Origin of the sequence: Polycladidibacter stylochi, from assembly GCF_001562055.1 — a bacterium.
In the GTDB taxonomy this organism is placed as follows: domain Bacteria; phylum Pseudomonadota; class Alphaproteobacteria; order Rhizobiales; family Stappiaceae; genus Pseudovibrio; species Pseudovibrio stylochi.
Genome location: NZ_LLWE01000025.1, coordinates 344,302 through 359,158, shown reverse-complemented (window position 1 = coordinate 359,158; position 14,857 = coordinate 344,302). Strand labels below are relative to the sequence as shown.

The 14,857-nt window shown below is 45.3% G+C and carries 14 protein-coding genes; all 14 read left to right on the top strand.

All coding sequences use genetic code 11. The annotated features are described in order from the left end of the window. Nucleotide 1: 1 nt before the first annotated feature. On the top strand, nt 2-1,486 hold the full coding sequence (locus tag AYK67_RS10710; RefSeq protein WP_156453119.1) for a sugar ABC transporter ATP-binding protein: 1,485 nt from the start codon (nt 2-4) through the stop codon (nt 1,484-1,486). Between the two features lie 11 nt (nt 1,487-1,497). Further along, nucleotides 1,498-2,442, top strand: a complete 945-nt coding sequence (gene rbsC, locus AYK67_RS10705; RefSeq protein WP_068086501.1) for a ribose ABC transporter permease — start codon at nt 1,498-1,500, stop codon at nt 2,440-2,442. A gap of 30 nt (nt 2,443-2,472) precedes the next feature. Beyond that, nucleotides 2,473-3,354, top strand: coding sequence for a ribose ABC transporter substrate-binding protein RbsB (gene rbsB / locus AYK67_RS10700; protein ID WP_068086138.1), 882 nt, complete (start codon nt 2,473-2,475; stop codon nt 3,352-3,354). 66 nt (nt 3,355-3,420) lie between these two features. Continuing rightward, entirely contained in the window at nt 3,421-4,425 is a 1,005-nt protein-coding gene (locus AYK67_RS10695) for a LacI family DNA-binding transcriptional regulator (protein ID WP_068086135.1), read from the top strand. Nucleotides 4,426-4,434: 9 nt separating this feature from the next. Then, the gene (gene rbsK / locus AYK67_RS10690) at nt 4,435-5,364 is read left to right on the top strand and encodes a ribokinase (protein ID WP_068086132.1); all 930 of its coding nucleotides are present in this window, start codon (nt 4,435-4,437) and stop codon (nt 5,362-5,364) included. 713 nt (nt 5,365-6,077) lie between these two features. Further along, a complete protein-coding gene (locus AYK67_RS10685) occupies nt 6,078-6,398 on the top strand; it encodes a VOC family protein (protein WP_068086129.1) in 321 nt (106 codons plus the stop codon). A gap of 57 nt (nt 6,399-6,455) precedes the next feature. Further along, entirely contained in the window at nt 6,456-7,448 is a 993-nt protein-coding gene (locus tag AYK67_RS10680) for a dihydroxyacetone kinase subunit DhaK (RefSeq protein ID WP_206597529.1), read from the top strand. 149 nt (nt 7,449-7,597) lie between these two features. Next, nucleotides 7,598-8,227, top strand: coding sequence for a dihydroxyacetone kinase subunit DhaL (gene dhaL, locus AYK67_RS10675; protein ID WP_068086127.1), 630 nt, complete (start codon nt 7,598-7,600; stop codon nt 8,225-8,227). Nucleotides 8,228-8,305: 78 nt separating this feature from the next. After that, nucleotides 8,306-9,184, top strand: a complete 879-nt coding sequence (gene lsrF / locus AYK67_RS10670) for a 3-hydroxy-5-phosphonooxypentane-2,4-dione thiolase (protein WP_068086125.1) — start codon at nt 8,306-8,308, stop codon at nt 9,182-9,184. Nucleotides 9,185-9,438: 254 nt separating this feature from the next. Continuing rightward, complete coding sequence (locus tag AYK67_RS10665; protein WP_068086123.1) at nt 9,439-10,470, top strand: sugar ABC transporter substrate-binding protein; 1,032 nt, start codon at nt 9,439-9,441, stop codon at nt 10,468-10,470. A gap of 175 nt (nt 10,471-10,645) precedes the next feature. Then, nucleotides 10,646-11,614 (top strand): ABC transporter permease, encoded by a 969-nt coding sequence (locus tag AYK67_RS10660; protein ID WP_068086118.1) that lies wholly within the window; start codon nt 10,646-10,648, stop codon nt 11,612-11,614. 2 nt (nt 11,615-11,616) lie between these two features. Further along, nucleotides 11,617-13,110 carry a sugar ABC transporter ATP-binding protein gene (locus tag AYK67_RS10655; protein WP_068086117.1) on the top strand — a complete coding sequence of 498 codons (1,494 nt, stop codon included), beginning with the start codon at nt 11,617-11,619 and terminating at the stop codon, nt 13,108-13,110. Then, nucleotides 13,107-14,102: an ABC transporter permease gene (locus AYK67_RS10650; RefSeq protein WP_068086112.1), complete on the top strand. Its 996-nt coding sequence runs from the start codon at nt 13,107-13,109 to the stop codon at nt 14,100-14,102. The genes AYK67_RS10655 and AYK67_RS10650 overlap by 4 nt, the downstream gene beginning before the upstream one ends. A gap of 62 nt (nt 14,103-14,164) precedes the next feature. Then, complete coding sequence (locus AYK67_RS10645; RefSeq protein WP_068086110.1) at nt 14,165-14,758, top strand: cupin domain-containing protein; 594 nt, start codon at nt 14,165-14,167, stop codon at nt 14,756-14,758. The last annotated feature ends 99 nt before the right edge of the window (nt 14,759-14,857 follow it).

The window sequence follows — 14,857 nt, the reverse complement described above, 5'->3', positions numbered from 1 at the left end:
AGTGCCAGCTCTACTGCAACTTAAAAATATCGAAAAATCATTCGGTACTGTTCATGTTTTAAAGTCGGTGAATTTGGAGATCCATCGCGGTCGAGCCGTTGGCCTTGCCGGTGAAAATGGCGCAGGCAAGTCTACCCTCATGAAAATACTTGCCGGTATCTATAGCCGTGATGCTGGCCAAATGATCTACAACGGTGAAACGGTGAAATTTACCAACGCCCGCCAAGCCATTGACGCGGGCATTGCTGTCATTCACCAAGAATTGAACTTGTTGCCCGAGTTAAGCGTGGCCGAGAATATGTTCTTGGGCCGCGAGCCAACAAAGCTTGGTAAAATACAATGGCAGGAAATCTACAGTAAAACACAGTTCTGGCTGGACAAACTCAAACAGAAAATTGACCCGACAACACGTTTGGGCACGCTTTCTATCGCCCAGCAGCAAATGGTAGAGATTGCCCGTGCGCTATCGCTCAATGCGCAAGTTATTGTCATGGATGAGCCAACAGATGCTCTGACTGATATAGAAGCGCAAATTCTCTTTGATGTGATGAAAGATCTCAAAGCGGAGGGTAAGGGCATTGTTTTTATCTCCCACCGGTTAGCAGAAATCTTCACCTCTTGCGAAGATATTGCCATTTTACGCGATGGGCATATGGTGCATCAGGGACATACTGAGGACTTAACCGAGCACGAGTTGATCCACCATATGGTTGGTCGTGAGCTCACGGACCAGTACCCCTATACAGCTGCCCAAACTGGACCCGTTCGCCTTGCTGTGAAAGAGCTGAGCGCAAAGGGCTGCCAAGAAATATCGTTTACAGCTTACTCAGGTGAAGTACTCGGGTTTTCCGGCTTGGTTGGCGCAGGCCGCACCGAGCTTGCGAAAACCATTTTTGGCGCGAATGCGTTGCAGTCCGGCTCCATTGAGATTGACGGGAAGCCGGTTCAAATCAGCTCTCCACGCCAAGGTATTGCCAATGGCATTGGCTATGTGACAGAAGATCGCAAATCCGAAGGGCTGATACAAATTCACTCTGTTGGGACAAATATGACGCTTGCCGGGCTTGCTAGGTTTACGAGCGCCTTGGGTATGGTCAACCGTCAGTCAGAGGAGGTCACGATCAATGAATTTATCAAGGCATTCTCGATTAAGACCCAGGGCGGCGAAAGCTTGGTTCAGAACCTGTCGGGCGGCAACCAGCAAAAGGTATCTATTGCTAAATCAGTGCTGGTTGAGCCAAGGATTTTGATTTTAGACGAGCCAACCCGCGGGGTTGATGTGGGGGCAAAGCGTGAGATCTATACACTCATTAATAAATTGAAGGCCGAGGGGATGTGCATTCTCTTAGTCTCTTCGGACATGCCAGAGTTACTGGGTATTTCCGATCGGATTATGGTGCTTGCCAATGGCAAACTGACTGGCGAGTTCTCCCGCGATGAAGCAACGCAAGAAAAGATTATGCACTGCGCTGTGGCAGGCCAATAACAGGTGTAATGATGAATATCAAACAAGCTGCAATTGACAACAAATCGTTGATTGGATTGATTATTCTTATGGCCGTTGTCTCGGTAATCAATGCCAATTTTCTTGGGGTTGATAACCTGCTGAATATTTTGCGGCAAACCTCGATAAACGCTGTGATTGCCATGGGCATGACCTTTGTTATTATCACATCAGGTATCGATCTATCTGTCGGTTCAATCCTTGCTTTTGCCGGTGCTATTTGTGCAAGCCTTATCGGGCTTGATACACCGCTAACCCTTGCTGTTATTGCAACGCTCCTGGTGGGTGCAGCTCTAGGGGCAACAAGTGGTGTCGTTATCGCCTATGCTGGTGTGCAGCCATTTATCGCCACGCTTGTTGCCATGACTATGATTAGGGGTGCTACGCTGGTGTATACCGGTGGCCGTCCTATTTCTACCGGTATGCACGAGGTGGCAGACCGTTTTTATGATTTTGGCGCAGGCTATACTTTGGGCCTGCCCAATCCTGTTGTGGTTGCAATTCTGGTGTTGCTGATTTGCTGGTTTGTACTCACTCACACCAAATTGGGGCGCTATGTCTATGCCATTGGCGGGAATGAAAATGTTGCTCGCCTGACCGGCGTGAATGTTCGCGCGGTAAAAATAACCGTTTATGCCATTAGCGGTACTCTGGCCGCTTTGGCAGGTATTATCCTGACCGCCCGGTTAGGATCAGCCCAGCCTACCGCAGGTACGGGCTATGAATTGGATGCCATTGCTGCTGTCGTTCTTGGAGGAACCAGCCTTATGGGCGGACGAGGGCGGATTTTTGGCACCATAATAGGCGCACTGATTATCGGTGTGCTGAACAATGCCCTGAATATCATGGATGTTTCCTCATATTACCAAATGATAGCCAAGGGCGCTGTCATCTTGCTTGCCGTGGTTGTCGATAGTCGTGGCAAGTCAAACGAATAGCTTCAATAGACGAGTTAATGGGAGTGAAAAATGAAAAGAATTCTAGGCTTTGCACTTGGAACAGCAATGCTGCTGGGTACGACGGCCCATTCAATGGCTGCTGATTCAATGGCCCTTGTGGTTTCGACACTGAACAACCCGTTTTTCGTGAGCTTGAAAGATGGTGCCGAGGCTAAGGCCAAAGAAATGGGCTATGAGCTGCTGGTACTGGATAGCCAAAATGACCCGGCAAAAGAACTGGCAAATGTGGAAGATGTCCTGAACAAGGATATCAAGGTTCTACTGATAAACCCGACAGATTCTGACGCAGTTTACAGCTCTATTCGCGCAGCAAATAGCAAGAATGTACCTGTTGTGACACTGGACCGTGGTGCAAGCCGCGGTAAAGTAGCCTCTCACGTGGCATCTGATAATGTGCTGGGTGGTGAAATGGCCGGTAAGCTGATTATTGAGAAGCTTGGTGGCAAGGGTAAAATTGTTGAACTGGAAGGCGTTCCTGGAACATCTGCTGCTCGTGACCGCGGCGAGGGTTTCCGTAAAGCTGTACATGGCCATGCAGGCATTGAAGTGGTTGCCAGCCAACCAGCGGACTTTGATCGCACCAAAGGCCTGAACGTGATGGAAAACATCTTGCAGGCTCAGCCGGAAATTGATGCTGTATTTGCGCATAACGATGAAATGGCCTTGGGGGCTATCAAGGCTATTCAGGCGACCAACCGTAAAATCCTGGTTGTTGGTTTTGACGGCACAAACGATGGTGTCGTCGCAGTTGAAAACGGTTCAATGTTGGCAACTGTTGCCCAGCAAGCTGGTAAGATTGGTAGTATTGGCGTAGAAATTGCCGATAAAGTTGCTAAAGGTGAAGCTGTTGATAGTTACACACCTGTGCCATTGAAGCTTGTCGTAAAATAAAAGCATATGTTTTAAAGCAAAGAGCTCCGGCGGCAGTTGCCGGAGCTCAAGAACGGACGAGGACTGATGGTTAGTATTAAAGATGTGGCAAGGCGTGCAGGTGTTTCTCCTTCAACAGTCTCACATGTTATTAATAGAACCCGCTATGTTCGTCCCGAAACAAAGCAAAAAGTACGCGAGGCTATCGATCACCTCGGCTTTCAGCCAAGTACTTTAGCGCGCGCTCTGAAGATGAACCGCAGCAATAATATTGGCATGCTGGTTTCTTCCAGTACCAACCCTTTTTTTGCCGAGGTCGTGCGCGGTGTGGAAGAAGGTTGTTATCAGCATAACTACAGTTTGATCCTGTGTAATTCCGGTAACGAGATCGAGAGGCAACTCTCCTACCTCAACACATTGGTACGTAAGCGCATTGATGCATTGGTTGTGATGACAAATCGCAGTGAGCCACGTTTTAACGAAGCCTTACAACAACTAAAAAATTTGCCCAAGGTGGTTTTGGATTCCGCTCCTCAAACAAATGCTTGTACTTTGCAAGATGATTCTGAGCTTGGCGCGAAACTCGCTGTTGATTTTTTACTTCAACAAGACTTACAAAGAATTGCTTGCCTAACAGGGCCAGAAGGGCACCCTCGATCTAACGAGCGATATCGTGGTTACCGTGAAGCCATGACTACGGCCGGACAAGAAATTGATCCTAACCTATACGCAAGCGAGACACTCAGTGTTGCTGGTGGCTATCGTGCTATGCAAGCCATACTATTGCGCTTCGCACCTCCACATCATCCGCAAGCCGTTTTTGCTTTTAACGATCTTATGGCAATTGGTGCATACCGTGCCATTAACGAAGCAGGGCTCGAGATACCCAAAGACATTTCTGTTATCGGTTATGATGATATTGAATATGCCAGCTATATGAGCCCGCTGCTCACGACTATTCGCCAGCCCAGCTTTGATTTAGGCATGAGCGCTGCACAAACCCTGATAAATCAACTAGATAATAAACAAGAAATGCCTCCAATCATCAAGCTGGTTCCCGAGCTTGTTATTCGTCAATCTGTCAAACTCTAGGAAGACCCCATGACCATTGCAGTAGTTGGCTCGATAAATTTAGATATTGTCACGCGTTCGCCGCGCTTGCCCAAAGCGGGCGAAACCCTGCATGGTAGCAGTTATGCGACATTCCTTGGAGGCAAAGGTTGTAATCAGGCCGTTGCAGCTTCTCGCTTAGGCAGCACAACACATTTTATTGGGCGTGTCGGGCAAGATGGCTTTGGCCAGGAAGCCTTAACACAGCTGGCCTCGTTTGGTGTTTCACGGCAATATGTGCAGATTGATGAAAAAACAGCTACCGGGATCGCGGTGATTGGCGTTGATGCCAATGCAGAAAACGCCATTACTGTGATAGGTGGTGCCAACATGGCACTTGACGAAAGTGACATCCAGCGGGCTTTAGAGCCACTGCAAGCTGCGGATATATTGCTATTGCAATTGGAAATCCCAATGGCTGTTTGTGAAGGGGCGGCAAGACTTGCGCATAACAACGGCGCAACCGTAATATTTGACCCGGCCCCCGCCCCAAAAGAGGGACTACCAGATAGCCTGTTGGGCATGATTGATATCATCACCCCGAATGAGAGTGAAACCTACAGCCTTACTGGTATCTTGCCCACCAATGCTTTGGAAGCCGAAAAGGCAGCCAATGCTCTGCATGATAAAGGCGTAAAAGCTGCCATCATTAAACTGGGGGCTCATGGCGTTTTTTATAGTGGTTATGGCACGCAAGGTTTTGTCAAACCGTTTAAGGTGGAGGCAATTGATAGTGTTGCGGCAGGGGACTGCTTTAACGCTGGCCTTGCCCATTCTCTGGATTGCGCGAAAGCTATTAATAGCGAGAGTTTTGCCGAGGCGGTGCGTTATGCTGCCGCTTGTGGTGCTTTGGCCACAACCAAACACGGCGCGGCCCCTGCTGCACCGTACGCTGAAGAGGTGCATAAGTTACTTGGATGATGTATGAATGCTTAATAAAAGGTTATCTCGGAGGTTTACATCCGAGATAGATATTTCATTGATACTTACGCAAATACGTTTGGCGACTTGATAGCCGCTCCTTCTCACAGAAAGAAAGCAGCTTACGGCGAAACGACTATAAATTGATCATAGAACTTTGTAATGAAATGATGCGACCTTGGTTCTACTTTATCTCATAGTCAGTTTTGTGATTGTACCTTCCAAGGTGGGAGCTGGAGTTAATCAATTGATTTGTAATAGAGGGTAGGGCATCAATTGGCTTAAGCATTACTACTTTTGGTTTAATTAATTTAATTTTATAGGGAGATTATTCTTATTGTTCGCTCATGAGACATGCCGTTTTCAAGTGATGATAGTACAGTTCCCAGTTTGATTCTGAAGCATTGAACATTTGTTAGATCAAATGATCATGGTTGAAATTCATATGTCATGACATATGAGTAAAAGCAATTTTGTCGCACTTTCCTTTATATTATTGAATTTACTACAGAAATATCACCATCCCTTACGGAATCACCTGACAAAGTTCCTGACATATGTCAGATATATGTTGACCGATGTTTTGACGATTGTTATATATGAGTCGTGAACAAGATAACTCGCAAAATTCAAGACTGGGAGAGATTAGCTGGCTTACCAGTTAATTATACTAAGCAATACTACTTTTAATTGTGGTCTTGGAAGGAGGAATTATGGAAAGAAAGTTTCATCACATTGGGATTCCGACCGACTTGGTCCGTGCTGAAGAAAATTACATGGCGGATATTAAGACGTTCGTGAGTGACCCTAGTGCATGTGGGGCAAATATTGAGTGGCTACGTTTTGAAGCTGATAGCCCAATGCCAGAGTTGCTAAAAAAAGAAGCGCATATTGCTTACGTAGTTGCTGATGTGGAAGCAGCTATGGAAGGAAAAGAGTGCCTAATGGAGCCTTTTGATGGTGGGCCAGGGGTTCGTGTTGGATTCATTATTGAAGACGGACAACCTGTCGAACTTATGTCTATTTCCGCGTAAACCCAAGACTAAATAGAAAAATCGGGAGATTACATTTATCTCCCAAGGTATAAGATCATGGCTATGAAGAAATTTATCAATAATCCTGAAACATTAACTACTGAAATGCTTGAGGGTATGGTTGCTGCGTATCCTGATAAAGTTAAGCTTGTTTCAGAAAAATTGCTGTGCCGCGTAGAAGAAAAAAGCGCCGATAAAGTTGCTGTTTTAACTTTGGGTGGTTCTGGTCATGAGCCTGCTCTCCAAGGTTGGGTTGGCAAAGGAATGCTTGATACTTCGGTCGTTGGTGATGTTTTTGCTGCACCTGGTCCCCCCACTGTTGTGGAAGCGATGCGCCTTTTAAAGCGTGATGCAGGTATTTTGTTGGTTACACTTAACCACGCTGGCGATGTAATGAGTGCTGAAATGGCGAAACAAATCGCTAGCGCTGAAGGTATCGTTGTTAAAGAAGTGCTGACCAATGAAGAAATTCGCCCTACTGATGAAGAGGAAGGGCGCGGCCTAGGTGGTTGTTTTGTCGTTTACAAAATGGCTGGTGCGGCAGCTGAGCAAGGTAAAAATCTTGATGAAGTTCACCGCATAGCTGAAAAAACAAACGAGAATACGGCTGCTATTGCAGTGCTCTCTGAAATTGCAACTCATCCGACAACTGGCGGTGACTGTGGTGAGATTGGTGCAGATGAAATGGAAATTTGCGCTGGTCAGCATGGCGAAGGTGGCGGCGTTCGTATGCCAATGAGTTCAGCAAAGGAAACTGCTGAAATTCTGGCGAAGCGCGTTGTTGAAAAATTGCAGCTTAAGTCTGGTGATGAAGTTGTATTGCTTATCAATGGTTCCGGTAAAACGACTATAATGGAGCTTTTGATTACCTTTAAAGACGCTAAGAACTACTTTGAGCAAGCTGGTATTAAAGTAATTCAAGGTGAAGCTGGAGAATTCTTAACTGTTCAAGAAGCAGGTGGTTATCAAATGATCGTTTGTAAGCTGGACGAGGAATTGAAACAGCTATGGGGTGAGCCTTGTGACACACCTTACTATCGCGTTCGATAGTAAAAAATAAATGGTCGGTCGGGTGATTTCAAAGTAGCCTGATCGGCCCCCCCCCGAAAAAATATAGCAACTTGACATTCGCAACGATGTGATCGGAGCGCAATGACGACGTGCGCTTTAAGTTCAATGTGCTAAGGAAGAAAGCAGTCATGTCCGGGAATTATACTAAATCCCAATTTATTGAAATGATTAAAGCTGCAGAAGCGGTAATCGAAGAACAGCACCCATTTCTTTCTAAGTTGGATGAAGCAACTGGTGATGGTGACCATGGTGTTACTATTCATAGAACAATGAAAGCTGCGAAAGAAGCTGTAGAAGAAAATTCCAGTAAGCCATTTGCAGAGCTACTTACTAATACAGCCATGAAAATCATGATGTGTGATGGTGGTTCAACAAGCCCATTACTTGGTTCTTATTTCACTGGTCTTTCAACAGCTGCAAAAAGTGATGAGCTAAGTGCAGAAGAGACAGCTGCTTTATTTGAAGCTGGTTTGAACGGCTTTAAGAAGACAAGTAAAGCGGATCTTGGAAATAAGACAATGATGGATGCCATGCATCCTGCAACTGAAGCACTTGCAGCTGAACTACGCAAATCAGGTGATTTTCCTGCTGCATTCAAACTTGCTGCGGAAGAGGCGGCTAAAGGTGCGGAGAAAACCAAGGACTATGTAGCTAAGTTTGGTCGTGCCAGACTGATGGGTGAACGGGCTATCGGCCATTACGACCCAGGCGCGAAAAGCATTAGCTTTATTTTCCAAGGCTTTGCAAGCGTTATGTAATTTTAGTTGGTCAGTTCCCTTTACTTCGCTGATCTCACTTTCAAACAATCCCAATGTTTTAAGATAAGGATACCTGCAATGGCAGATCTTGACGATATTCGTGATGGCAAGGACTTCGGTCTTGGGCAAGCAGCAGAAAATGACGGCTTTTACCTAAAAGGTAGTAATAATCTCGATTGGGGTATGAAAGACCGCTTGAGCCGCATTTTTAGACCTGAAACAGGTCGTACAGTTATGCTTGCTTTCGATCATGGCTTTATTATGGGGCCAACATCAGGTCTAGAGCGTATTGATTTGAACATTGTGCCTATTGCACAGTATGCAGACTGCCTCATGGGTGCGCGCGGCGTCATTCGCTCATCTATTCCACCAACACTCAAAAAACCAGTTTGTTTGCGTGCAGATGCGGGCTCTTCAATTTTAACTGAACTCAATCATAATGTGATCATTGATATTGAAGATGCTGTACGCATTAATGCTTCTGCTGTTGCAGTTATGGTGGGAATTGGTGACGAAGCAACAGAGGCAAAAACAGTTGCTAACCTTTACCGAGCTGCAGATACTGGCAATAAATACGGTGTGCCTGTGATGGGTGTAACTGCTGTTGGTAAGCAGATGGCTCGTGACTCAAAGTACTTTGGTCTTGCTTCAAGAATTTGTGCAGAGAATGGCGCACATATTGTTAAGACATACTTCTGTGATGGCTTTGAGAAGGTGACTGCATCTTGTCCTGTGCCGATTGTTATTGCTGGTGGTAAAAAACTACCAGAGATGGAAGCGCTTGAGCTTTGCTATAAAGCAATTGACCAAGGCGCTGCCGGTGTCGATATGGGCCGTAACGTGTTCCAATCTGATGCGCCTGCCGCGATGATCCAGGCCGTATCTGGTGTTGTTCACGATGGCCTGAAGCCAGAACAAGCTTTCGAGCTTTATAACACATTAAAATCGCAAAAATAGTCGATTTTAATAGGAGTTACTGTCAGTTTTCCCGTTGTTGCTGACAGTAACACCAAAATGTATTGCCACTAAGTAGAGTAATTTTAGTTTCTAAATATAATGTAATTTAGAAATATTTAATCGAACATTGCTTGTGTCAAAGTTAAGTACTTCAGTAATACTGTGGTGCTTGGTAGTTTAGCTGGCGATAAATTGTTATTGCGAGCTCATTTGCAAAATATATTGCCTGGGAGGCGTATGTGGAGGAAAGAACTATGAAGAAAACACTATTAGCTATGGCTGCTGCTGTAACACTTTCAACAGCACCAGTAAGTGCTGCAGATGGTGAAATTGTTTTGGGCAAGGTCCCATTCACACTTGAGCATGCTTATCATCAGTCTGTAGTGCGTTACTTTGAAGGTTACGCAAAGAAAGAATATGGTGCCAAGACAATTGTTGTCGATGGTCAATCCAGTAGTGAATCTGCTTTAAGTGCTGTTGAGAATTTGATTGCTCAAAAGGTTGACGGCATTGCTTTGCACTCACCTGATATTGCGATGAGTGAAACAGCCGTTACTATGGCTAAAAAAGCCGGCATTCCTATTGTAACGACTTTGATGTTTCCAATGTCTAAGTCGACTCCACACGTGCAACCACGTGAAGACATTTCCTCATTCCGAATGGGGGAAGTGGCCGCGACACAATGGCTGAAAGCACATCCAGATAAAAAACCGCGTGTTGCAATTTTGAATTTTGGCGGCTTTGAGCAAATTGCTTCTCTTCGTACCGATCCATTCTTCAGAGGTGTGCAGTCAGTTTCTGCGGATGCCGAATTGGTTACCGTTCAAAATGGTGGTGGCTCAACCATTACTTCTATGGATGTAACGCTTGATATTTTGCAGGCTAATCCAGATGTAAACATCATTTTTGGTGCAAACGACGATATGGCTCTTGGTGCGCTGGCGGCAACTGAGCAACTGGGTCGTGGTCGCATGGATAATGGTGTGCCATTGACAGAAATCATTGCCGGTGTTGATGCCGGTGAAAACGCAATGGTCAAAATCTTTAATCCGAACTGCTCATTTAAATTGAGCCACGGTCAAGTTCGCGACAATGGTATTGCCGAGGTTGATACTCTGATGGGTATGATCAAAGGCGATATTCCAACGGATGAGTGGTTCCAGGTTGATACTGAAAGCCCAACTTTCGATTACTGGAATAACTCAATTCGTGAAGCTCAAGCCTTCCTTGAAGTCAACTTTAACTTCGATAAAGACTTGAAAGCTATGGTTGCTAAGCAACGCTAAACAATATGGGTGCCGTAGTATAAACGGCACCCAGTAAACTCATAATACTTCACTATAACTAATGGCATAGCGCAAAATAATTAGAAATGTGCCATTATTACATTGCATTTACTTTCTCCTATGCAGCTTAATAATAATAACAGCTCGTATGAAATGAAATGCTTGGAGGTTAAACGTGGATAGGATCCAGCACTTACTGCGGACGGAAACCCAAAAGCTTGTTCTATTAGGTACGCTTTTAATGATCATTGTTGGGTTGTCCTTCGCTTCTTCAACTTTCCTGACCGTGACAAATTTTACCAATGTATTCCTTAAGGTTGCGGTAATCGTCATCATCGCCTCCGCTGCAAATATGCTTATGATTACTGGTCATTTTGACATGTCAGTTGGTAGTGTATTGGCGCTCTCAGGAATTCTTCATGCTTACATGTGCAAACACGGTGTCCCTATTGAGCTATCGATTTTAATTACTTGTGTTGTTGCTATGTGCTGGGGTGCAGTGAATGCACTTACGGTGGCGGTATTAGGAATTAACCCTGTTATTGCTACTGTTGGCGTTCTCTTTATTGCTCGTGGTTTCGCTTTCTTGATTGCACGCTGGGACGGCGGAGCGAACATTATGACCGGCTTGCCAATGGAGTTTGTCGATTTCGGTCGTGAACTTGTTTTTGGAATTTTCCCGCTGGCAATTGTTCTGATGGTGCTCTCTCTGTTGGTCTTTATTTTTGTCGAGAAGAAGACAGCTCTGGGCCGCTTGAGCTACGCAGTTGGTACCAACATCAAGGCTGCAAAATTATCCGGCATCAACACAGTTGGTATCATCGGCTTCCTATATATGATGGTTGCTTTGTTCGCTGGTTTGAGTGGTGTGCTGCAAACATCACGTGTTGGTCTGGCATCACCAAGTGTTGGTAACGGTTTGGAGTTTGACGTTATTGTTGCGATCATCTTGGGCGGTACCAGCATGATGGGTGGCGTAGGCTCTACTGTCGGTATGCTGCTTGGGGCCCTTGTTGTTGGCTTTTCAAGTAACGGTCTGAACCTCCTGGGTATCCCATTCTATTATCAAAGCATTGCTTATGGTGTCATTCTCATTGGTTCACTCATGCTCAATCATCGTTTCACCAATATGGGTCGGGGGTAGTCATGGATCAGAGCAATATTATTGAAATTCGAGATGTTGGTAAAACTTTCCCTGGAGTGACTGCACTTAAGTCGGTTAGTTTTGATATTAAACGCAACTCAGTACACTGTATTGTCGGTGAAAACGGCGCTGGTAAGTCCACATTCATTAAAATCCTTACCGGGGTGATTAAGAGAAGTTCTGGTGAAATCACTCTTAACGGCAAACCTTTCGCTCCAACGCGGGTTAAGGAGGCGATGGCCGACGGCATTTCAGTTCTTTACCAAGAATTGAACGTTGTGGATGAGCTTACTATTGCCGAAAATATTACGCTTGGCCAAGAAGAGCATAAATACGGCTTCCCTCAAAAGAGTGAGATGCTTAAGAGAGCCAAAGAAATACTCGCAACGTTCGATGAGAGTATTTCGCTGGACGATGCTGTGGGCAGCTTAGGGGTTGCACAAAAGCAGCTTGTAGAAATTACCAAGGCGTTGTGTTCGGACTGTTCTGTGCTTGTTATGGATGAGCCGACAGCTGCTCTCAGCCTTGGTGAGACTCGAAAGCTGTTTCAAACCGTGGCAAGGCTTAAGGCAAGCGGTGTCACCATGATCTTCATTTCTCACAAACTAAGTGAGATTTTTGAAATTGGTGATTACGTAAGTGTCTTTAGGGACGGGGAAATGGTGGGCACACGTTCGCTTGAGGGCATGGACCGCGCCGACCTTGTTCGCATGATGCTTGGCAAGATCGTTGTTAACGAATACGTGCCAAGTAAGAAGCGAAGTGATGAAAAACTGCTTGAAGTTAAAAATGTATCAACTCGTAAACTCAAGAATGTAAGCTTTGATCTTCATAAGGGTGAAATTCTTGGTTTTTACGGCTTGGTTGGTGCAGGTAAAACCGAAGTATCTGAAATTCTTTACGGGCATGACAGTGAAGGCGAGATTCGGGTTAAAGGCAAGCGAGTCTGGCTCAATAGTGTACGCCGTGCACTTAAAGCCAGCATTGCCTTGGTGCCAGAAGAGCGTCGGCAAGAGGGTATCTTTGGCTTACTAGGCATTCGTCAGAACGTTCCTTTGATGCGAATGGGTACTGTCTTGAAAGGCGGTTTGATCAGCCGGGCGGCAGAAAACAAACTTGCGGACCATTATCGCGATGCCATGTCAATTGCTTCAAGTAACCGCGAGCACAAAGTGGGCTTGCTAAGCGGTGGTAACCAGCAAAAAGTGGTTATTGGTAAATGCTTGAACCGCGACAGCGACATCATCCTCATGGATGAGCCTAGCCGTGGTGTTGATATTGGCGGCAAGCAAGAAATACACGAAATTGTTCGCGATCTTGCTAACGATGGCAAGAGCATAATCGTCTTCTCCTCTGAGTTACAAGAAGTACTGCAGCTGTGCGACCGTATTGTGCTCATGTATGACGGCGAAGCACGCTGTATTATCCAAAATGGTGATGATGTCGATACAGACTTCATTATGGATGTTGTTGCAGGAAAGGATTTAGGGCAATGACTCTTAGCGAAAAATTCAAATCTATTGCTGGAACACAAACATTCATCCTATTTCTTGTGCTAATCGCGTTGAATGCATACTTTGCATTTTCTTCCGAGCACTTCTTTGAGGTAGGTAACTACTTTAATATGCTTAAGCAATCATCATCATTATTAATTGCTGCTAGTGCAGCAACCATATTGATGATGACTGGTAACTTCGATCTGTCTGCCGGTTCCAATCTGGCATTCAGCGGTGTGCTCTACACCATGCTGGCACTTTCAGGTGTGCCCCTGACTATTGCGTTTGTTTTGACGCTAGCGGCTGGTGCATGCTTTGGTATCCTGAACAGCATACTGGTTACCAAATGGGATATTTCGCCATTCATTGCGACACTTGGCATGATGTTCATGGGTAAAGGTTTCGCGCTGGTAATATGTAATGGTCAGTCCGTGCGTGGTGATTTGCCTGAGGCATTTGGAACACTCATGAACGGTGTTGTATTGGGCATTCCTCTTCCCATCATTCTTGCTGTTATTGGTTGTGTATTCTTCTGGATCGTTGCGAATAAAACGATACTTGGTAAGTATGCAATGTCTATCGGCAGTAATGAAAATGCAGCTTTACTTTCTGGTATCAATGTAAACAAGATTGTGACTGTACTATTTGTTGTTGTTGCTCTTATGGCTTCTTTTGCAGGTATTATGACAGCTTCACGCCTTGGTGCAGGTGACCCACGTGTCTACGAAATGTTCTATATGGATGTTATCGTTTCTATTATGTTGGGTGGTACTGCCTTGACCGGTGGTCGTGGGACAATCGTCGGTACGCTTGTTGCTGCAATGATTATTACTGTGATCGGTAATGGTTTGAGCATGATGAATGTTTTGATCTTTTGGCAAACAATCATCAAAGGCTTAATCCTTGTGGTTGCCATGGCTATCAATGAGCGAGAAAAGATCAAAAGCTACATTACACGCACCTTGAAGCCTTACGCTGCCTCAAGCCGCTAAGTAAGTTCTCTACTAAAATTCAAAGAATAATGAACACCTCTCTATAGACTTAGGAGAATAAAATGACTGCAGAACTTAAGGTTTATCCAAACGAGCACTTCTATGATGCTGATGGCACATTTAAAATGGATGTAGCGCGTGAAGCCTACCTTGAAATGATGCGCTTCTATAACTATCCCATTCCACCACGTTTCGACACCGATGATTTTTGGGTGAAGGATTTCAATATTGGTAACTTTGCCGAGTCAGGCATGGCCGGTATTTTCTGGATTACTGATGCAAAATACAACATTAGTGGTCATGAAATCTTCTTGCTTCCTAACCAAGCAATACCAGAGCATTGGCATGTTGCAACCGATGCAACGAACGAAAAATGCGAAGCTTGGCACGTGCGTCACGGTAGTATATACACCTATGCAGAAGGTCAGCCAACAGAGGGCGTTGCACAGGATATTCCTAGCTCGCATACTGAATGTACGACCGCTTTTAAACGTGAAGAAGTTTTGCCGGGCAATGTAGCAATGCTCTCTGCTCCTGGTGAACGCCATTGGATGCGGGCAGGGCCGCAAGGTGCAATTGTGACCGAGTATGCTACCCATCATGATCATGAAGGCTTGTGCTTCAGCCATCCGAATGGCAAGTTCTTCCTTGATTGATTTAATCGTGCTCACTTCAGGCCTGTTTTTTACAGGCCTGATTGGCATATCATTGTGAATAGCAAAAGTATGGAATCTAGAAGCGATTACTTTGATAAA